This is a genomic window from Gilliamella sp. CG25 (genome assembly GCF_046635705.1).
Taxonomy (GTDB): Bacteria; Pseudomonadota; Gammaproteobacteria; order Enterobacterales; family Orbaceae; genus Gilliamella; species Gilliamella apicola_I.
In genome coordinates this window covers 39,080-60,686 of record NZ_JBIDFJ010000014.1, presented here as the reverse complement: position 1 = coordinate 60,686, position 21,607 = coordinate 39,080, and the positions used below count along the sequence as shown (strand labels likewise).

The following is a 21,607-nucleotide window of genomic DNA, read 5'->3' as shown; positions in this document are numbered from 1 at the left end:
AGCCCTAATCGAAGGATGGCAACAATACTACTGTCAGGTCATTGCACCTCAAAATAACACACTGTTTATGTGTAATAAATAAATTACGCATCACCCTTTATGTAATATTAAATAATATATGGCGTTATGATGATTATATCCTAATGATTAACGCAGTTTTATAACGTTATATCAAACTAGTTTTATACAATCACAATTGTTTTTACTTCGATTGGGTTAAAAAATTTTTAACCTACTTAATCCCTGTTTATATGATTTAACAATGGATAATGTGAACAATCAATTCAACTAGATTTATCAATTTATTACAAATAATAAATCAACAACAGCATGGTTTTTATATTATCACCTTATCGTTAAACCCTATCTTCTTTTTTATGGAGTCATTATGCCAATCACGACTGTTTCTAAGCTTGAAATGACTGAAGTTAGACGTTTGATAGCGGAAATTCTGTCTTTACCTGAAACAATTATATTTGAGGAGGATAACATACCCGATGTCTCTCGTTTAGATAAATTCATCACTGTTCTTAATATGTCTCAAACCGAGATAGGCAAAGAAATTTTATATCACGGTGAAGATGAAGAAGAAGTGATATCGACACTAAAAGAAGCAACCATTACCGTCAAAGCATACGGTAAAGATGCCTATGAACAGCTATGCAAATTAACAGAATCAATGCAGTTCACGCCTGTTTGGCAAAAGTTAAAGAAATTAAGAATGGGGTATCTTCGATGCTCCGATATTGAAAACGTATCTACAACTTCTGCAGACAAAACCGTTCAACATGCACAAGTAGATCTTATTTTTTCCATCAATCCAATCGTTAAAACCAGCGTTAAACGCGGTGATAGCGTTAATTTTACATTCGAGGTTACTAAATGAGTTTACCATTAAGTCAAGTCGTAGATGCAACTCTACAACAATCGCCAAGAGGGGCACAAAAACGTGACCTAAGCGTTGTGGCTATTTTTACAAAAGATATGTGTGAAGAATTCAGCAATAAAGATATTCGTTATGTTGTTGTTTCAGATGCAACAACAGTTGCAAATTTATTTGGCACTGATTCTGATGCATATCAAGCTGCTTGCGCATTATTCTCTGCTCAACCTAAACCGAAAACGGCATTGATTGCTAAATATATGCAAGAGGGGGTTACCACTAAAGCGTTGAGTTCAAAAATTAATGGCTCTGCTTTAGCTGTCAGCTATATTCAATTTAAGAGTATTAAAGATGGTTATTTTTCTTTTTACTTTGGTGATGCTAAACATCAAATTACTGATTTGGATTTTAGCAATGTATCAAGTATGAATGATGTTGCAACTGTCATCAATACTAAATTAAAAGATAGTGGAGTTTTAGTTATTTATGATTCTGTTGGTAATAGATTTATTTTAGCTGCTCAAAAAGAAGGTAAGGGCGATAATTTTGGATATGTGTTTGATTCTCAATCAGAAGGCTCTTATATCGGTAATCTTTGTAATTTAATTGATGGTAAAGCATCATTAATTAAAGGAGAGGATGCGACAACTTATCGTAAAGAGTCGCCTGCTGAAGCATTAACTGCATTACAAAATCAATATCAAAATTGGTATGGTGTGTATTTTGCAAATACTATTACAGATAGTGAATTAGTGGAAGCGCATGATTGGGTTGTTGCTCAAGGGGTTGAAAATGCCAAAGTATTAGCCTATACCGAAACTCGAGAAAAAAATATTGAATACAGTGATGATAATGTTTTAAAAACATTGTCAAAACGAAACAGCGGACGTTTGATGGTTCAATATAACAACAAAGGTAATAGCCATGCAGCAGCTGAACTTATGGGCATTGCGTTAACCACCGTATGGACAGGTATTAATACCGCTAAAACAGTCAAATTTAAACAAGAAGCTAGTGTTACATCAGACGACAAAATCACTGTCAATGAAGCGATGAAATGTCGTCGTTTAGGTGTCAATTTTTATACAGATTATGCTGGTGTTAATATGCTTGCAGAAGGCGTTATGGTTGGTGGGACATTCATTGATGAAACCACAGGACTGGATGCATTCATCAATGCAATTCAAGTACAAGCATTTAATGCGTTACAAGGTGAACCGACTAAAATTCCACAAACCGATAAAGGACAACAACGTTTAATCAGCAAGTTAAAAATTATTGGTGAACAATTTGTCAATAACGGTTTTCTTGGCATGGGTAAATGGTCGCTTGGCGATATTGGTGAGCTGAAATTTGGCGATACGGTGAATGGATACTATTTCTATTCTGATTCTTTTGATACGCAAGACACGGCTGATCGTGAAGCGCGCAAAATGATGCCAATTAATTGCGCATTGAAACTTGCTGGTGCAGGTCACAGCGTTGATATTATTGTTCAATTTAATCGATAAGGATACACGATGTCTAATAAATCTTTTTCTTTAGAAGATGCTGTCTTAACAATAGATGGCTATGAAATAACTGGTTATGAAAATGCTCAAGATTCCATTAGTATTGCACCTATAGGGGATGACGGTGATATCACTTATGGTATCAATGGTGAAGGGGTGTTTGTTAACACTTGCAATAAAGGTGCTACTGTCACGATTAAAACATTACAGCACACTGAAACTAACGAAGTATTAAATCAATTACGACAAGCCCAAATTAATAATCCGACAAAAGCTAAAGGTAAATTAATTACCTATAAAGATTTGCGTAATGGTGATGAATTTTTATTGACTGGATGTTGGTTTACCACGCCACCAACTATTGCACGTGGTACAGCTCACAATGGTTTAACATGGACACTTAAAGCAACGAAAGCTGAATTTAACATCAAAGGAGGTCAATAATGGAAAACAAAGATTATATGATAGATAATGTTGTTTATACCTTTAAACAAGCAGATTTTTACAAAGCCAATAAATATCTCAAAAAACTCACAGCCCTCTTAAAGGGCTGTTTTTCTGTCGGTGATACTACATCAGGATTTGATATTGGACAGTTAGCTTCTAATATTGGAACTGAGCAATTTGAAGAAATTGAGCGATTTATTCTCGATTATGTCACTGCCACAGATGAAGCTGGAAAAAAGATACTATTCCAAAATCCAAGAGAAGTCAGTGAATTTTTTAATGCGCATAGAAGTCATTATTACCAAATCATCATTGAAGGATTGAAGTTCCATTTTTTGGCTTTTTTACCAAGTGGCCTATTATCCAATCTAAATACGCTCAGCTTGGAGGAGATAGCCAAGAAAGCGATATAGATTGGTTTATGTGGAGTGTTATTGTCAACAATTATGCAACACTCCACGAATTAAAAACTGTATATTCACTTGATGATGTTATCGATATGCACCATGTGATAGCAGAAGTTAGATTGGCTGAAAAGCCAAAGGAGAATTAAAGTGCATCTAGAGCAATATTTGATAAAAATTGGTGTTGATATCTCACAGGTAAACAATCTAACTAAAGTCACGGCTTTTTTAGAAATCAGTGCAATGAAGTTATCTAACATTGGTAAAGTTATAAATACTACACTTAATAATGCGATTAACGATGCGAGTCAATCTAATGAAAAAGTGGCTGAGTCATCTGAAAAAGCTAAATCTAAATTTGAGATTTTAAAACAAGCTTTAACAAGTATTACGGCTGCAGCCAAAAACTATGGGGAAAAATTGATTAGCGCTTTTAATAGCGCTATTGATAAAGCAGAAGAACTTGCTGGCAAAAAAAATCTCTTATTTTCGATTTCAAAAAGTGAACTGGCACAAGTAAAAAAATATAAGATCGAACTTGAGAAGTCCGGTCTTGCGATTGATAGCATAAAAACAAAAATTGCTTTAGGATTATTACCAAGGGTAACTGATCTTGTAATAAGCTTTAATAAATGGCTCAAAGCTAACAAGGAATTGATTGCCAAAGGTATCAACGTTGTAATTAGTGTTGTTTCGAATTTTATTCAAGTTATAAAACATGCTTTTGAATTTATCGATATGATAATTTCTAAGAGCATTGGTTGGGAAAATGCCATAATAGCCTTGAGTGTTGCTTGGGCAGTCTTAAATCGTGCTATGCTGTTTAGTCCGATTGGGCTAGTCATCGGTTTGATAGCTGGATTATTGTTGATCATTGATGATTTTATGGTTTTCTTAAAAGGTGGTAAGAGTCAATTTGCTCCATTTTGGCAAGCGTGTATCGACAACATCAAAAATGCAATAACTTGGTGGCAAAATTTAGATAAAAACTGGAAAAGTATTATTTTTGCCGTATTGGGCTATTTGCTTTTATTAGGCGGAAAAATAGCGTGGGTATCAGCTAAAGCTAAATTAATTACCTCAATCTCCAATGCTATTCTAAGTATTGGTAATGCTCTCAAAACGCTTGGAAATTTAGTTAAAATTATTAAAACAATTGGCAGTGCAATAAAAACACTGACGTCTATCATGATAGCTAATCCTATTCTGGCTATTATTACTGCTATCGCTTTGGCTGCTTATCTTATTTACGATAATTGGGATTTTCTTGTTTCCTTTTTTTCTGATTTTTGGAATAAAGTTACTAATTTCTTTAAAAATGGTATAAAAGATATACTCATGTACTTTGGTATGAGTGAAGAAAATGCCGAGAAAACGGTCAATGCAATAGGCGCTACCTTTGACGCAATTTTAGACTTAATTACGGCACCATTTAAGGCTGCTTGGGAATTGGTTAAAAGCTTATTTACAATTTGGACGGATGATAGCACTTCAACAACTGAGAAAATTGGTCAAACCTTTGAAGCAATAACTGATTTTATTACAGCGCCATTTAAAGCTGCTTGGGAATTCATAAAAGGATTATTTGAGATTTGGGGTGTTGATGTCACTTCTTTTATCGATAATTTAGGAAAGACGTTTTCTGGTATTCTTGACTGTATTACGCAACCTTTTAAAGATGGTTTGAAATGGATTGAAGACAAGTTTTTTGCTGTCATCGATAAGATGAAAAGTAAAATAAAAGGTGTACTTTCTTTTTTTGGTTTTGGTAATGATAAAGATGAACAAGCTCAAGAAGAAAATCTTAAAGCCACGAATTATTCCGCAACCCAAAATCTTGCACTCGTAAGTACAGATGTAGCAAAAGCTGGAGGTTTATCTGCATTAAATAAAAACGTCAATAATAACAGTGAAATAATAATTCATAATACAATGAATGTAACTACACCTCAGAATGGTCTCGATCAAGTTTGCAATCTTGTCGACAATGCTGCGAGACGAATCAATGATAATACAGTTACAGCGATGGGGTCTAACTGATGTTTCAATCTATTTTAAACAAATCATCAAAAAATAGTGGGTTAATTGTTACTGACAATTTTGTATTCAGTTTAGATATTAATACTGTCGAACAGCATACATCAAAATTGAAAGTCACGGAAAATCCCATTGAAAATGGGGCTAATATTGCCGATCATGCAGTTTTAGAACCAAAAGAGATTTCAATAAATGGTCTTATTGTGGGATATGAAAAAAATACTTTCTCGATTGACCATTTTTTGGGAATAGATTTATTCAATTACCCTTTGCCGATGCCAATCAAAACTTTTGCAGCACAAGCGGAAAACATGGTAAATCGATTTGCATCACATTTTCAAACAAGCGCTGAAAGGTTGAATCAAGTCGTGGCCGATTTTCTACCTGAATATCAGTCTCCTATTATAAATAGCTTATTTTCAGATCGTATTGCAGACGCTTACGAAAAATTGCTGGCAATTCAACGGAGTGGTGAACCTGTTATCCTGCAAACTAATGCTAAGCAATATAATAATATGGTTCTAAGTTCTGTGGGTTTGACTCAACAAAAAAATACTTATGATGAGTTTTCCTTAACGTTTCGAGAAATTTTTATCGTCGAAACGCAAATTGCAAGTGGTCTAAATCAAACGGTTAAAAAACAGAATCTTGGTAAAACACAACCACAGAAAATCGAAGAACTAAAATCTGTTCTTTATAAGATTTTTAGTTGGTTTATTAAGTAATGTAGATAACTTCAAAGCTAAAAAAGTGATTAGTTGTTGGTAAATAAAGAAAATTTGAGAGATTAAGTATGTATATAATTCAGACAACTTATGATGATGTGCTAGAACAAACCTTTACATTATACGATATGAATTTACGATTAACATTAAGATTCAATACGGTATTAGTCGGCTACCAATTTGATTTGTTTGATATTAACAATAATCAATATATTACAACCAATAAAGGACTGTCTGTAGGCAGTCCAGCGCTTATTGAATTTGACCTTCCTTTTGTTTTAGTCCTTTATGACAAATCAGGATTAGGAATTAATGCAATAACGAAAAATGACTTACATAATCGAATGCAATTATTAATTATGACAAAGGATGAATATCGTGAGACAATTCGGGCGAGTTTTAGAACTGAAAATAGGCAATCGTAAAGAAAGTATTGTATTGAACAATCTTAGAGTCACTTTCTCGGTCAACAAAACACTTACTTCCGATCCTAACACCGCTGAAATTTCAATATACAACCTCAACGATTCAAATCGTAATTTAATCAGCACAAAACAATATGATTATGTAGAATTATATGTAAGTTATCAGGATGATGTTTTACGGATGATTTTTTGTGGCGATATTTTAACGGTGGAAAATCAACTTTCTGAACTGGATATTATCACGACCCTAAGGTGTGCTGATGGTCATAAAGCTTTTACAGAAAAAGTTATTATCAAAACATTAGAAAAAGGACAAACTGACAATGATTTTTTTAATGAAGCGTTAAAAAGTTTTGGTTTAAAAAAAGGCAATGTTAATCTTCCTAATAATAAAGCACTTCCTCGCGGAAAAGTTTTCATGTGTGATACTCGCGAACTTATGCACCAAATAGCAAATAATAATGATGCCGATTGGTCTATTCAGGATGACGAACTGATTGTTATCCCCAAAAGTAAGGCTATTTCAAATCATGAAGGATTTGTTATTTCAAGAACGACGGGCATGATAGGAACGCCTAAAAAGACAGATAAAGGGTTAGAAATAACAACATTATGTAATCCGCATTATAAGATAGGTGCATTAATTCGAGTTGAATCTAAACTCACAGAACTCAATGGAGACTATAAAATTAAAGCGCTACAACATAGTGGGGATCTATATGGGAATAACTGGCAAAGCAAATTACAGTGTATTTTTGGTAATTTCGAAAAAATTTGATTTGTTATCAATTTAGATATAGGATGAGCATCCCAATATAATTTATAAAAGGATGGAAAAATGAAAAAATTACTTGTACTTTTAATGTCTATAACTTTATTAACTGCTTGTGGCGATAAAAAGATTGATGCTTCAACACCTGAAAAATATCAAGAATCATTAGCTGAAGTTGTAAAAGACCTTAACTTCAGTGAAGCGCAATCTTTTACAGCAGCTTTGAGTAAAATTAATATGCAAGCGGCTACTGAAGCAAATTACGATAATAAGAAAATGGAAGAAATCATGAAGCAAAAACTTGATGGTAAAACTGTTTCAGAAGTGATTAAACTTGCTGAGCAAATTAATTAACTCTATTAATGCAATCAAATGAATATTCATGATTAATATCTAAAAAAGATTGCAATTTTTGGAATCAGGTCAGTTTTATGGTTATTGTACCATTGTTTAGATGTCTTAAGTAAAGCTTTATTAAAACAAAGTTAAACGCTTAATCGAATCAAACATTTTACTGTAATATTAAAGTTAGCAGATATACACTAACGTTCCCGAAGCTAAAGATTGCAATCTCAACGTAATTTTTTTATTTCCATTCGTTTCAAATATTTTCTAATCTATCAAATCAAAATTAAATTTCTGATATCTTTTATAAAACAATAAGTTATTTTAATTAAAATAATCATTCTATCAGTCAATACAAGACAATTACTCTGTAACCAACAATAAATTAACCACCTGCTAAAGGTGGTTTTTTATTGGCTTAAATTCGTAGGTAAATTATGGTTGATACACTATACCAAGCAATTGAAAATCAAATTAAACGTGCCCAATCAAATATTTATACGGCATTGCCTGCAAAGGTGATCAGTTTTGATGGTCATACAGTGCAATGTAAACCGATGATTAATAGAGTATTAGCAAATGGGGAAGAGATATCGATTCCGCCATTGGTTGATGTTCCTGCACAATTTCCTCACGCCGGCGGTTTTTGTATGACGGTACCTATCAAAGCAGGTGATGAAGGTCTGGTGGTCTTTTCCAGCCGTTGTATTGATGGCTGGTTTGCATCGGGCGAAGCATCAAAACCGCTTGATAATCGCATGAATGACTTAAGCGATGGTTTTTTTATCGTAGGTTGTAACAGTGTGCCTAACAAAATTCCAGATTTTTATCATGATGGCGTATCGATGCAAACAGATGACGGTCAAACTCATATTCGATTAACGCAAGGAACAATCTATATCAAAGGCAATATTGTACATGAAGGAAATAAGCAACAGTTTGGAAACTATGACCAAATTGGTAGTTTCAATCAATCTAATGGCAATACAATTAGTTCCGGCATAATCACTGCACAAGATGTCATAACAAACAAAGGAATTAGTTTGAATACTCATAGACATACAGGTGTGAAAAGCGGCGATGACACGACAGGAGAGCCAACATGAAAGTAAGAGAGCTAGACAATAATCATGATTGGACATTTGGGCAAGGTTTGGCTAATTATTTACATCAGTCAGATGCAATAGCCCAGTGTGTAAAAACTAAATTATTATCCTTAAAAAAAGATTGGTTTTTGGATCGCAATGACGGTATTGCCTGGTTTGATTATCTTGCTAAAAACCCAAATACTAAACAGTTGGAAATTGATATAAAAAAACAAATTTTCAACATTGAAGGTGTGATTAGTATTGATGAGTTCGATATTTTATTGGATAGCGAGACGCGTGAGTTTCTCATTCAAATTACCTACACAGATAAATTCAACAATTCTAATGAGGCTTCATTTAATGTTACAGATAACAGATAAAGGAATTGTTATTGATGATTTTGACACAATTAAAAATCGTTTAATAACAAGTTTTAAATCGATTTATGGTGAAAATGTCAATTTAGATAGTGATACGCCAGATGGGCAATTGCTCGGTTTATTTTCTCAGGAATTATCGAACATACATCAAGCAGTATCATTTATTATTCAGATGTTAGACCCTTATCAAGCGACTGGGCAGTGGTTGGAACAACGGGCAATGTATGCAGGATTAACCAGAATAACCGCATCATATTCATACATCGATGAAGTCATTTTTAATGGAATGCCAAACACATTGATTCCTCAAAACGCTATTTATGTTGATAAAAACAAAAATAAATGGGTAACAACAGAGCCAATAAAATTAAATGATTTAGGTAGTGCTCGTTCAAAATTTAGGTCGCTAGAGTTAGGTCATTATACCGTTAACGCAATGGATGAATTTACACCGAGCACTATTATCATCGGCGTAGATAAAATTACTGCCAACACCCAAAGCTATGGCGGAGTTGACGAAGAAACTGATGCGCAACTATTAAAACGCTTTATGTTATCACACTCAATCAATAATCATGATGATCGCCAAGGCATACAGTCTGCATTAATGAATATAACCGGTGTGACTAAATGCGTAGTATATGAAAACTATACGAATAAAACGGATGAAAAGGGTGTGCCTGCTCATTCATTTAATGCCGTGATCCTTGGTGGCGATGATGAACAAATAGCAGAGGTGATCACTAAAAAGAAAATTGGCGGTTGTGGACTATTTGGAAAAATTGAGACGATGTATTTATTAGATGAAATACCTCGAAAAGTTCACTTTGATAGACCAAGAAAAGTCGATATCAATGTCTCAATGACAATTGGTCGTTACAAATCTTTTAATGATATCAATTCAGAACAGATTAAAGCTAATTTAAAAAGTCTTGATTTTGAAATTGGTGAAAATGTGTATGCATCTCGCATTATTTCAAGCATTAACTTAGTTGACGGATTTTATATTAAAGAACTCGCTGTAAACAGTGCCAACATTGTCAATATCGATTATCGAGAGTATGCACAGATAACGCATGTTGAGGTGCTAATAGATGAATAGAGAAAAATTCCTCATTTGGCAATATCGTACAAAACCCAAGGCATTAGGCACTATCAGAGCTATCAATAAAGAGACTGGTAACACATTTAACAATGTCATTCAAATTGCGGATGTTCTCAGCATCAACGACGCGACAGGTTATGCACTTGATTTGATTGGTCGTCATGTTGGCGTCTCGCGCGTATTACCTTCTGCTATCACCAAAGAATATTTTGGATGGTTAGAAGATAACACAGCATTATCATTTGATATTGGTGAATTTTATCGACATGGCGATGCTTTAACGGCATCTGTTGTATTAAATGATAGCGATTATCGTTTCTTTATTAAGGCAAAAATTACTAAAAATTATCAAAGTGGTGAAATATCAAACATTGTAAAATCAATTAAATTCGTGATTGGCAAACATGGAAATATTATTGATTCCCAAAATATGACAATGAACGTATTAGTTAACAGTGATCAACTCAATTCACTTACTTTGTATGCAATTAGTAAAATGGATATTTTAGCCCGACCTGTTGGTGTTATGTATCAATATATTGTTCTAATTAATAATGAACCGTTTGGATTTTCGCATGACAATGCATCATTCGGTTTTAATTTAGGCAAATTTGTTCGACTTCAAGAAATAGGAACTATTCAATGATTATACAAAAAAAACCAGATTATTTAATCTTTGCAGATTCAGCAAAAAAAGGGGAAGTTACGGATTTTCCTGATGTAAGTCGAGGCTGGGGAATCACCATCGATCAAACTGCTTCGAAACCACCAATGGAATGGATGAATGGCGCATTTAATCGAATTGATAAAAATATACTATATCTGTTACAACAAGGTGTGCCAGAATGGAGTGAGTTAGTTACTTATCCAGAAAATGCTATTATAAAATATAATGGTGCTTTATACATAGCCATAGTTAAAAATGACAATGCACAACCGTCGAGCGACACCTCTAAGTGGCAAAGATTACAGGCAGATTATTTTAATGCTTTACCCGCACAAAAAATAATGAATGGTAGTGATCCTATTTATGAGGTAGGTGAACATGTTGATTTTAAAGAACGGCCAACTGTTAATAACCGCGATTTAATTTGTAGCAACGATTACACCGGATCATTCAATAAAAATGGTTATATAAAACTACCCAGCGGATTAGTGATTCAATGGGGGGAATCAAGATATTCTCAAACTGCTGGGGTGAATGGCTATATACAATCGTTTCATACAGCGTTTCCGCATACGTGTTTTCTGGTTATGACAAGCGATAGGTATTACGGCGCAAATTCAACATCGGCACACCCAATTTCAGCATCACAATTTAGATGTTGGGGAAGATGTGGGCCTGGCGAATATGCTGACACCGATTTATTTTACATAGCATTAGGATTTTGAGTATGAAACATTTTTATAATTTTAAAACACAATCATTTTATATAGATGAAATCAATATTGATATACCACCAGATTCAATTGAAATCACAAAAGATCAACACATTGATTTATTTAACGCAATCAATGCGGGGTGTGTTATATTTAATGATTTAACGTATTCAGAGTCCCCACTGTCAGGTTTTCACAAATGGAACGGTGGACAATAGGTACTGGATATGGCTGCGGAAACTGATTTTAAAATCAGGAAAAACATAGCTCTCAGAGATAAATTAATAACTGACGCCAGTACGAAAAAAACATTATTACAATGCGCTATAAAACACAACGTAGCAACAGATAATGAAAAACGACTATTAGAGCGTTTAGAGTTATTTTCCATTGACGTTCCTCGTATTGACACGGCACATGTTAACGCTGTGTTTCCTGAAATACCCGAGTGATTACTCGGTTTCTTGGGACCAGTTAATATCTGATTGATTAATATCAATACGGGTCAATAAAATCATGTATGTTTTTACATTTCTGCCTCGTTTGATTCTAGCATATCTTAATCGATAATGTCTTGCAGGATTGTTATTTGTGTCCACATTATTAATTAATTGTTGTTGTTTTTATTTGTTGGTTTTTATTTTATCTATATTGCTGAGACTATCACTAATATTCTTTAGTTTTGATTGTCCGTTTGCATCAGCAACTATTTTTTTATTGTCGGGTATGTCCGACGTAAAAAACCAATGATTATTGTCTAATTCTATTACATCATAATTGATATCATATATACTGGGCATTACCTCTGCCGTTGTTATTTTATTGAAATATCTCATATTAATATCCCTCGGCTGAGTATGAACATGCAAATTCACTCATCGCAACCATTCCCGATGCACCGAACATTCCCGCTGTTAGCCCTATTTCATGCAAACTATTGATTTCATAATTTATGATTTCAACTGCAGGTGTAGATGTTTCAATTGAGACATTGACAGATATAACTGTCTGGGTAAACGGTATTGGGAATGGAACTTTTACACAACCTAACGGGTTTGGTGAATGAAGCGGGTTGGAGACAGGCCATTTGTTGCCAACTCGTTTAAAGCCATCACTGTATATTTCATACCAGCCGTTTATGTTTGAACCTTTAGCAATTATAAAACGGCTAATCTGCTGGCCGTTTATTGCTATTTTTTTAAAATCAACATGTTCACCTACCTCATAAATAGGATGCTTTATTAATCCTTAGTTTTTTATATTCCCTACCTCTATTGTCATTATATCTATCTGTCATTTGTTGGGATTTGTGTCCTAATAAAGTCATTGTATCGAGTCGTTGTTCTCGATATAAACGTTCTGCTAATGATCTTATTTCATGAAATGTGGTAGGTGTACCTGTCCAATAATTTTTTTTAAAAACTTTATCACGTAAACGTGCAAATTGTCTTGTTATTGCTTCTAACTTTATTTGTTTATTATTATTGCTTAGCAAATAATTATTTTTGGTTGAATCAATGATATCTTTTAAACTAATATTCAGTTTTTTACATTTCAATTTAACTGGTAATGCTATTTTCGCTCCAGTTTTATATTGTTCAATTAATAAGTAATTACGTTTAATGTTAGATTTTTTCATAGTTGCGATATCGGAACGACGTTGACCCGTTACTATGGCTAACATCATTGCATCATGTAACGTTTTATTTCCCGTTTTGTCAGCTTCATTTAATATTTTTTTAAACTCATTTAATGTCATTCGAGATCGTTTTACTGTAACTTTTGGGCATTTTATTGGATCAGTTGGATTTTTATCATTCCAGCCTTGAGCATAAGCTTCTCTAAATATATCTTTGAGTAAATGATACATACATTTCGCTGATGGTGCTTTATCTTGATCAGTATAAATCTTAATGAGTTGAGCAATATCTTGAGGTGTGATTTTTGCTAAAGGTCTTTTTCCAATGTTTTGTCTGATAACTTTGATTAAATATTTTTTTATTTCGATAGTTTTAGGTTTTAAATTACGTTTTAATAGAATATCTAGATAGTTATCAAGCCAGTTATTAACTAATTTTGAATTTGAAGATTGAAATAATTTAGATAGAAAAAGCATAGCATACCATTCTTTAAATGGAATATTCTGCGCTAAATACATTGAATTAGCTAGCAAATTGAGATATTAAATTTAGATACTCAATGTGAATTCAATAATTAATTTATACTACAATATTTAACAGTTGATATTTTTTTAATTTTTTGAATTTAAAACTTTATATCTATATTTTATTTTGAATAATTTTAGTTAAATAAAAACTTTGTGATGTGGAAATTCGAAAAAACGATTAGTTAAGGATATTGGAACTTATTGTTTTGATACGCATTCATTAAAATTATGATGGTACGCCCGGGTGGACTCGAACCACTGACCCCCACCATGTCAAGGTGATGCTCTAACCAACTGAGCTACGGGCGTAAATTTGAAACACGCAAATATTAGCTTTCAAATTGATTACAAGCAAGTAAAAAAATTATTTTTTGGTTGTTTTTTCAGCTGTTGAACATTTTTGACTATAAAAAACACAAAATTTGTTAGTTTTAAAACTATAACAAATCTAAATTGAAAACAAATATCAGTTCAAGGTGGTTTGTTGCTTTAAATTTAGCTATACTCGATAAATTAACAGCAGTGATTTATTTTTAGGTTAGCATGTCGATAAAAGATCAGATTGATACAGTTTTGCATAATGTTTTTGGTTATAAATCTTTCCGAAATCAACAAAAAGAAATTATCGAATCGATTATCGATGGGCGTGACACTTTAATTATTATTCCTACTGGTGGTGGAAAGTCGTTATGTTACCAAATCCCCGCTGTAATCCTACCCAAAACGGCAATCGTGATTTCACCCTTAATTTCATTGATGAAAGATCAGGTAGATCAATTAGCCGCAAATGGTATTCCTGCTGCTTATCTAAATGGTTCTCAATCGTCATCCGAACAGCAAAATGTCATTGAACAATACCTTAATCATTCTATTAAGCTTTTATATATCTCACCAGAAAGATTGGCATTAGCCTATTTTCAAAGTTTAATCGAACAAAATCCACCGTCTTTAATCGCAATTGATGAAGCACATTGTATTTCACAGTGGGGGCATGATTTTAGACCTGATTATCGGCAATTGGGACAACTTTCAGCACGTTTTCCTGGTGTGCCGATTGTTGCTTTAACGGCTACTGCCGATAAAATGACTCAAGCGGATATTATTACCCAATTAAATTTAGTGGATCCCTTAGTTGTCGTTCGTAGCTTTGATCGTCCAAATATCCGTTATACTGTTGTCGAAAAATATAATTTAACCGACCAAATTGTCTCATTCATTGAAACCCAAAAAGGGAATAGCGGCATTATTTATTGCGCTAGTCGTTCAAAAGTAGAAGATATGACTACCAGACTTGCTGCACGGGGATTTTCCGTTGCAGCTTATCATGCAGGACTGACTAATCAACAACGCCAACAAGCACAAGAAGCTTTTTTGAAAGATGATATTCAAATTATTGTTGCAACCGTTGCTTTTGGTATGGGGATCAATAAACCGAATGTCCGTTTTGTTGTTCATGCCGATTGTCCACGCAGTATCGAGGCTTACTATCAAGAGACCGGGCGAGCAGGGCGTGACGGTGTGCCGGCTGAAGTTATGCTACTGTTTAATGCCAATGATCTGAGCTGGTACCGACAACAGATTAGTGAAAAAATGGAAGGACAACACAAAGATGTTGAATTCCATAAAATCGATGCAATGCAATCATTTGCCCAAAGTTTAACTTGCCGTCGTATCGTTTTACTCAACTATTTTGGTGAACAACGACACGAACCTTGTAATAACTGCGATATATGCCTTTATCCTCCTGAACATTATGATGGTTTAGTTGATGCGCAAAAAGTATTATCTTGTATATATCGTGTTGAGCAGCGCTATGGTGCGCAATATATTGCAGAGGTTTTACGAGGATCAAACCGATCGAAGATAAAAGAAAACGGACATGATCGTTTATCTGTTTATGGTATTGGAAAAGAACACTCCATTGATTATTGGCTTCATGTGATAAGGCAATTAATTTATCATGGCTATCTAATACAAAATATTGCTGCGTATAATACCCTACAATTAACAGAGCGTGCACGCCAAATATTGAAAGGTGAAATTGCATTATCCTTGGCTAAACCACGACTTGAAATTGTGAAGAAAAGCCGTTTAAATCGTTATGCAAGAGCAATAAATTTAACCACTATTTTATCTTATGAAGAGCGTATTTTATTTGGTTATCTTAAAAAATTACGTAAAGACATTGCCGATAGTGAAGATGTTCCACCTTATATTATTTTTAGTGATGCAACCTTACTCGAAATGGTACAAACGATGCCTGAAAGCAAACAACAATTACTCAATATTACTGGTGTTGGTAAAATTAAATTAGAAAAATATGGCAATCTTTTTCTTGATAAAATTAAAGAATACATGATTAACAATATATAATATTAAAACTATTTAAAAATAAACTTAGCATAATAATTATTTGTATGATCCAACAGGAAAAGTTAAATAATTAACAACCAATAAAATGGAGCTTTTTATGTCAACAATGAATGATATGTCTCAAATGCTTGCATTAGTATTATTGCTACTAATTCTTTTTTTAGGCGATATCGTATCTACACGAACCAAAGCATGGGTGCCGTCAGTTTTTGTTTGTGCCGTGCTTTTCTTAGCAGGTTACTTCACTTTTTTCCCAAAAGATATTGTCGCTCGAGCTGGAATACCCAAAGTTGTTGCTGTCATGTTTATGTATCTGTTAGTCGTTAACATGGGAACTTTACTTTCAGTTAGAGAGTTACTGCGCCAATGGAAAACTATCGTTATTTCACTGTTAGGCATTGTTGGAATCATCATTGTGGTTGTGATCGTTGGATACTTATTTTTTGACTACAATACAGTTATTGTTGCGATTCCACCTTTAGTGGGTGGGATTGTTTCCGCTATCATAATGGCAGGCGGTGCAACAAAGGCCGGTTTGCAAGATCTTGCTGTGTTTGCCATTATTATTTATGTCATGCAAGGTTTTATTGGTTATCCTCTCACTTCAATCATGCTTAAACGTGAAGGGCGCAGAGTGCTTAAACAGTATCATGAGGGTACATGGAATGCTTTAAATGATCCTAAGTCTACATCGAATAAACAAGAAACCGAATCTAATGATGAACATCCAATGCCAAAAATGTTTGCGATGTTTTCAGCACGGTATAACACAACCTATTTTATTTTTTTACGAATTGCGATTATTGGCTTTTTTGCTTATTACGTGGCGAAAGTCTTGGATCCTATTATTAGTATAAGTCCATTTGTACTTTGTCTATTATTCGGTGTAATTGCCGCATCGTGTGGTTTTCTTGAACGCCATCCTTTAAAAAAGGCGGGTGGTTTTGGTTTAGCTGTCATGGGACTTATGCTGTTTATTTTTGACACATTAAGTCAAGCTACACCTGACATGCTAGTAAGATTAATCACGCCTTTGGTTGTCTTTATATTAGCAGCTGTACTTGGTATGTTTATCTTTTCACTTATTGCCGGAAAAATGCTAAACGTTAGTCGAGAAATGGCGTTTTCGATAGCACTAACAGCACTCTATGGGTTTCCTGCTGATTATATTATTACCAATGAAGTGATTAATAATTTGACCAAAAATGAAAAAGAAAAAGAGGTACTTACTCGTCATATGTTACCGCCTATGTTGATTGGTGGATTTATTTCAGTCACTATTGTGTCGGTTGTTTTAGCAGGCTTTATGGTCAATATGATAGTTGCACCGGCAATACAGTAAATGATAAATGTCTACAAGTTTGATGACAACTAATCGGATAACAAGATTTAAGAACAGTTTTTCTAACTATCTTCTTAATATGTTTTCAATATCAAACGCATTAATTTTGATGGACTAAATAACAAGAACAAAGGTAGTAAAATGATAAATCAAGATATTAAAAAGATAGTACAACAAAATATAAAAGAAATGGTCGCTTTTCGCCGTGATTTGCATCGTCACCCAGAATTACCGTGGGAAGAGTTCAGAACGACAGATAAAATTGCAGAGCAGCTTGATAAAATTGGCATCCCTTATCGTCGTACTGAGCCAACCGGTATTATTGCCGATATCCAAGGCGGAAAACCAGGTAAAAGAATTTTATTGAGAGCTGATATCGATGCATTACCGGTGCAAGAGTTAAACGACAATATTGATTACAAATCAACCATAAACGGTAAGATGCATGCTTGCGGACATGACACGCATGCAGCCATGCTACTGACTGCGGCAAAAGCGCTTTATGCAATACGTGATCAACTAAAAGGTAATGTGAGATTAGTTTTTCAGCCTGCTGAAGAGATCGCACAAGGTGCAAAAGGCATGATAAAACAAGGTGTATTAGATGATGTAGATACAGCCTTTGGTATGCATATCTGGTCACAAACACCTGTCGGAAAAGTATCCTGTGTGGTAGGTTCAAGTTTTGCTTCTGCCGATTTGCTCACTGTCAGATTTAAAGGAAAGGGCGGGCATGGCTCGATGCCTCACGACACGGTTGATGCTGTCATGGTGGCATCTTCATTTGTGATGAACATACAATCGATTGTCTCACGTGAAGTGTCTCCGCTTACCCCTGCCGTGGTCACCATAGGAAAAATGGATGTCGGCACTCGTTTCAATGTTATTGCGGAAAATGCGGTTTTAGAAGGTACTGTTCGCTGTTTTAGTGTTGAAGTGCGAAATAAAATTGAAGATGCTATTCGCCGTTACGCCAATCAAGTAGCCGCAATGTATCGTGCAACGGCTGAAGTAGAATACATTTATGGCACGTTACCCGTCATTAATGATGAACAATCTGCGCTATTAGCACAAAAAGTCATTGTTGAATCGTTTGGTGAACAAGCCCTTTATTTCGAGCCACCAACAACTGGCGGCGAAGACTTTAGTTTTTATACTGAAAACATTCCTGGTGCATTTGCATTAGTGGGTTCGGGTAATCCTGAAAAAGATACACAGTGGCCACATCACCATGGTTGTTTTAATGTTGATGAAGACGGCATGACTATGGGCGCAGAATTTTACGCACAATATGCTTGGTCATATTTGAATCAATAATAAATATGAATAATCCAACCATTATGGAATCGAAATAATGGTTGAGATTTATCTACTCTGGATTCAAATTTTCAACTACAATGAATCTGTATTAGTAAACACGCCCATATTTCTGAATAACTAACCACAACAAATTCAATTTATTCTTATTATTCATTTCTTATTAATAATCTATTTATTAAAAGCATTCATCAAAATAAACGTCAATAATAAAAATTGACTGGATTCTCATTCAATAAAGTATTGTAAATTGTTTACTGTCATCTTAAAGACTAATTTTACGCTTTATGATATTATTGATGCCAAATTGATTAGTTATACGCAATGGTGAATATGAGTTATCAAGTTCTGGCACGCAAATGGCGACCAAAATCATTTACTGAAGTCGTAGGGCAACAGCATGTCCTCAAGATTCTATCAAATGCACTTTCGCTAGGTCGAGTTCATCATGCTTATCTATTTTCAGGCACACGTGGTGTTGGAAAAACCTCCATTGCTCGCTTACTTGCTAAAGGCTTAAACTGCGAAACTGGGATTACTGCTACGCCTTGTGGGGTATGTGATAATTGTCGTGATATTGAGCAAGGCAGATTTGTCGATCTTTTAGAAATTGATGCCGCTTCACGAACTAAAGTTGAAGATACACGTGAAATATTAGATAACATTCAATACTTGCCAACTAAAGGGCGCTTTAAAGTCTATTTAATTGACGAAGTGCACATGTTATCTCGCAGCAGTTTTAATGCCTTGCTAAAAACATTAGAAGAACCACCAGAACATGTTAAATTTCTGTTGGCAACAACCGATCCACAAAAGTTACCGATTACCATATTATCACGCTGTCTACATTTACATTTAAATGTGCTTGATACTTCGCTTATATCGGAACAGCTTTCTCACATTTTACAACTTGAAAAAATTGAATCTGAACCGAAGGCGATTCAGTTATTAGCCAAAGCGGCTAATGGTAGTATGCGAGATGCCTTAAGTTTAACCGATCAGGCTATTGCCTTAGGTAATGGCGTTGTTGATGCGCAATCAGTCAGTGTTATGTTAGGGACACTGGATAAAACAATTCCTTTTTTATTGGTTGAGGCACTTTATCAAAATGATGGCAATGCTTTGATGCAACAGATTGAAGCAGCTGCAACACAAGGCGTGGATTGGGATAACTTATTGGCTGAAACCATTACGCTTTTGCATCAAATCGCTTTATTACAAATTGTACCAACAGCATTGGGTGATTATACCGATAATGAAGAACGAATACGCTTTTTAGCACAATACATTGCGCCAAATGATATTCAGTTATTTTATCAAATATTATTAATGGGGCGAAAAGAATTAGCCTATTCACCCGATAAAAAAATAGGTGTTGAAATGAGCTTTCTAAGAGCATTAGCATTTCAACCCAAAACTAATGATAACAATAAGTTAGTGTCAAATACAAAGCCAACGGTTCAGGCACCGCAGCCATCAAAGCCTATACCTATTCAAGCATCAGCTAGTAAGAGTGACATATCAAACGCCACATCTGACTCGATGAGTAATGTACCGCCCGTGACTGATATTCATCAAAAATCAGCATCTGGCTCACCACAATCAGTGCACAATTTTCAACAAGTTGAGTTAGAAAAGACATCACGTATTGAGAGTAACGCACAATCTGATATAAAACACTCTCAAAATAATCATCAACAACCGGCTAAACACGATATGCCGATCCCAGATGATGTCTCTTCAATGACGAAAAGTATTTTAGAAATGCGGATGCAATTAATACAAGAGGAACAAAATAAAAAAAAGTCTGAACTGGTTGAAAAAAATCAACCAATTCAGGCGAGTATCAATGCATCATTAGCGCATGGCACAGACAAACATTCACACGTAGAATCAAATGAAAATAACTTAAATAAGCCCGATGAGGATGAAGAGCAAATCACCGCAGAAAATTATCAATGGCAGGCGTGTGGGCTGATTGAAACCAAAGATGAATTAATCATTGATACGAAAAGTTTTCGCGAATCATTAAATGGTGATAAAACACCCGAAATGATGAAAAAATTAATTGATGAAATGGTGCAAAAAGACGCATGGTGTGCCGAAATTGAGCAACTCGATATTGCGCCTTTAATTAAGCAAATTGCGATAAATTGCTCTATTGAACAAATAGATGATGAAAATATCGTTTTACATTTGCGATCAGCGGTAAAACATCTCATTAATGCATCAGCAAATATTTCAAAATTAGAAAAAGCGATGTCGAATTATCGACAAAAGCCATTAAAAATTAACGTTATTATTGATGATAATCAAACGATAAAAACACCTTTGGAAATGCGTGAAGATCTTTATCAACAAAAACTTGCGCAAGCTAAAGTGACAATTAATCAAGATCCAAAAGTGGCAATGATCTGCCAATATTTTGAAGCCAAGATTGATGAAACAAGTATTCGTCCTGTATAATTATGGACTAAATATATTTAACGAGGAATAATTATGTTTTCAGGTGGAAAAGGCGGTTTGGGTAATTTAATGAAACAAGCCCAGCAAATGCAAGCAAAAATGCAGCAAGCGCAAGAAGAAATCGCCAAATTAGAAGTAACAGGAGAGTCGGGTGCAGGTATTGTTAAAGTCAGCATTAATGGCGCTCATAACTGTAAACGAGTTGAGTTAGATCCGTCATTATTGAATGAAGATGACAAAGAGATGTTAGAAGATCTTATTGCAGCAGCTTTTAATGATGCAACTCGCCGATTAGATGAAGCTCAAAAAGAGCGTATGGCTCAAGTTACAGGTGGAATGCAATTACCACCAGGTTTCAAAATGCCTTTTTAATTTAAGCAAATTATCAGCTGTTTCTACTCACTATTTTGCCGAATTGGTCGGCAAAATTTTTCCTTTTA

The 21,607-nt window shown here is 34.5% G+C and carries 22 protein-coding genes and 1 tRNA gene; 21 read left to right on the top strand and 2 right to left on the bottom strand.

Features of this window, described 5'->3' with window-relative positions:
* The first annotated feature begins 388 nt into the window (after positions 1–388).
* The 16 genes from ACGH6P_RS10185 (at position 389) to ACGH6P_RS10110 (ending at position 11,954) form a co-directional block, all read left to right on the top strand.
* Positions 389–886, top strand: a complete 498-nt coding sequence (locus ACGH6P_RS10185) for an LIC_12616 family protein (RefSeq protein WP_267360092.1) — start codon at positions 389–391, stop codon at positions 884–886.
* On the top strand, positions 883–2,394 hold the full coding sequence (locus tag ACGH6P_RS10180) for a DUF3383 domain-containing protein (protein WP_411597397.1): 1,512 nt from the start codon (positions 883–885) through the stop codon (positions 2,392–2,394). Before ACGH6P_RS10185 ends, ACGH6P_RS10180 begins: the two co-directional genes overlap by 4 nt.
* Before the next feature lie 9 nt (positions 2,395–2,403).
* On the top strand, positions 2,404–2,838 hold the full coding sequence (locus tag ACGH6P_RS10175; protein ID WP_065558727.1) for a phage protein: 435 nt from the start codon (positions 2,404–2,406) through the stop codon (positions 2,836–2,838).
* The gene (locus ACGH6P_RS10170; RefSeq protein ID WP_411597396.1) at positions 2,838–3,254 is read left to right on the top strand and encodes a phage tail assembly chaperone; all 417 of its coding nucleotides are present in this window, start codon (positions 2,838–2,840) and stop codon (positions 3,252–3,254) included. The genes ACGH6P_RS10175 and ACGH6P_RS10170 overlap by 1 nt, the downstream gene beginning before the upstream one ends.
* A gap of 141 nt (positions 3,255–3,395) precedes the next feature.
* Positions 3,396–5,285 (top strand): hypothetical protein, encoded by a 1,890-nt coding sequence (locus ACGH6P_RS10165; protein WP_411597395.1) that lies wholly within the window; start codon positions 3,396–3,398, stop codon positions 5,283–5,285.
* The gene (locus tag ACGH6P_RS10160; protein WP_411597394.1) at positions 5,285–6,007 is read left to right on the top strand and encodes a phage baseplate protein; all 723 of its coding nucleotides are present in this window, start codon (positions 5,285–5,287) and stop codon (positions 6,005–6,007) included. Before ACGH6P_RS10165 ends, ACGH6P_RS10160 begins: the two co-directional genes overlap by 1 nt.
* Positions 6,008–6,075: 68 nt before the next feature.
* A complete protein-coding gene (locus ACGH6P_RS10155) occupies positions 6,076–6,432 on the top strand; it encodes a phage baseplate plug protein (protein ID WP_267351846.1) in 357 nt (118 codons plus the stop codon).
* On the top strand, positions 6,377–7,210 hold the full coding sequence (locus ACGH6P_RS10150) for a phage protein (protein WP_411597393.1): 834 nt from the start codon (positions 6,377–6,379) through the stop codon (positions 7,208–7,210). Before ACGH6P_RS10155 ends, ACGH6P_RS10150 begins: the two co-directional genes overlap by 56 nt.
* A 60-nt stretch (positions 7,211–7,270) precedes the next feature.
* A complete protein-coding gene (locus ACGH6P_RS10145; protein WP_267351849.1) occupies positions 7,271–7,558 on the top strand; it encodes a DUF6694 family lipoprotein in 288 nt (95 codons plus the stop codon).
* Positions 7,559–7,986: 428 nt separating this feature from the next.
* Positions 7,987–8,655 (top strand): Gp138 family membrane-puncturing spike protein, encoded by a 669-nt coding sequence (locus ACGH6P_RS10140; protein ID WP_267360080.1) that lies wholly within the window; start codon positions 7,987–7,989, stop codon positions 8,653–8,655.
* The gene (locus ACGH6P_RS10135) at positions 8,652–9,017 is read left to right on the top strand and encodes a hypothetical protein (RefSeq protein WP_267351853.1); all 366 of its coding nucleotides are present in this window, start codon (positions 8,652–8,654) and stop codon (positions 9,015–9,017) included. The genes ACGH6P_RS10140 and ACGH6P_RS10135 overlap by 4 nt, the downstream gene beginning before the upstream one ends.
* Positions 8,998–10,119, top strand: coding sequence for a baseplate J/gp47 family protein (locus ACGH6P_RS10130; protein ID WP_411597392.1), 1,122 nt, complete (start codon positions 8,998–9,000; stop codon positions 10,117–10,119). The genes ACGH6P_RS10135 and ACGH6P_RS10130 overlap by 20 nt, the downstream gene beginning before the upstream one ends.
* Positions 10,112–10,768 (top strand): DUF2612 domain-containing protein, encoded by a 657-nt coding sequence (locus ACGH6P_RS10125; RefSeq protein ID WP_267351857.1) that lies wholly within the window; start codon positions 10,112–10,114, stop codon positions 10,766–10,768. The genes ACGH6P_RS10130 and ACGH6P_RS10125 overlap by 8 nt, the downstream gene beginning before the upstream one ends.
* Positions 10,765–11,514, top strand: a complete 750-nt coding sequence (locus ACGH6P_RS10120; protein WP_411590771.1) for a hypothetical protein — start codon at positions 10,765–10,767, stop codon at positions 11,512–11,514. The genes ACGH6P_RS10125 and ACGH6P_RS10120 overlap by 4 nt, the downstream gene beginning before the upstream one ends.
* Positions 11,515–11,516: 2 nt before the next feature.
* Positions 11,517–11,720, top strand: a complete 204-nt coding sequence (locus ACGH6P_RS10115) for a hypothetical protein (protein WP_267360071.1) — start codon at positions 11,517–11,519, stop codon at positions 11,718–11,720.
* A 9-nt stretch (positions 11,721–11,729) separates the two neighbouring features.
* Positions 11,730–11,954 carry a tail fiber assembly protein gene (locus ACGH6P_RS10110; protein WP_065557970.1) on the top strand — a complete coding sequence of 75 codons (225 nt, stop codon included), beginning with the start codon at positions 11,730–11,732 and terminating at the stop codon, positions 11,952–11,954.
* Between the two features lie 770 nt (positions 11,955–12,724).
* On the opposite strand, the gene ACGH6P_RS10105 is transcribed toward ACGH6P_RS10110, so the two are convergent.
* Positions 12,725–13,660: a tyrosine-type recombinase/integrase gene (locus ACGH6P_RS10105; protein WP_267360067.1), complete on the bottom strand. Its 936-nt coding sequence runs from the start codon at positions 13,658–13,660 to the stop codon at positions 12,725–12,727.
* Between the two features lie 241 nt (positions 13,661–13,901).
* A tRNA-Val gene (locus ACGH6P_RS10100) sits at positions 13,902–13,978 on the bottom strand.
* Positions 13,979–14,212: 234 nt separating this feature from the next.
* Between ACGH6P_RS10100 and recQ the strand changes: the two genes are divergently transcribed.
* The 5 genes from recQ to ACGH6P_RS10075 all read left to right on the top strand — a co-directional run bounded on the left by recQ (position 14,213) and on the right by ACGH6P_RS10075 (position 21,539).
* The gene (gene recQ, locus ACGH6P_RS10095) at positions 14,213–16,042 is read left to right on the top strand and encodes a DNA helicase RecQ (protein ID WP_411597391.1); all 1,830 of its coding nucleotides are present in this window, start codon (positions 14,213–14,215) and stop codon (positions 16,040–16,042) included.
* Positions 16,043–16,157: 115 nt separating this feature from the next.
* Positions 16,158–17,384, top strand: coding sequence for a hypothetical protein (locus tag ACGH6P_RS10090; RefSeq protein ID WP_411597399.1), 1,227 nt, complete (start codon positions 16,158–16,160; stop codon positions 17,382–17,384).
* 141 nt (positions 17,385–17,525) lie between these two features.
* Complete coding sequence (locus ACGH6P_RS10085) at positions 17,526–18,701, top strand: M20 family metallopeptidase (RefSeq protein WP_411597390.1); 1,176 nt, start codon at positions 17,526–17,528, stop codon at positions 18,699–18,701.
* Positions 18,702–19,034: 333 nt separating this feature from the next.
* A complete protein-coding gene (gene dnaX / locus ACGH6P_RS10080) occupies positions 19,035–21,167 on the top strand; it encodes a DNA polymerase III subunit gamma/tau (RefSeq protein WP_411597389.1) in 2,133 nt (710 codons plus the stop codon).
* Between the two features lie 33 nt (positions 21,168–21,200).
* Positions 21,201–21,539, top strand: a complete 339-nt coding sequence (locus ACGH6P_RS10075; protein ID WP_267351877.1) for a YbaB/EbfC family nucleoid-associated protein — start codon at positions 21,201–21,203, stop codon at positions 21,537–21,539.
* Positions 21,540–21,607: the final 68 nt, after the last annotated feature.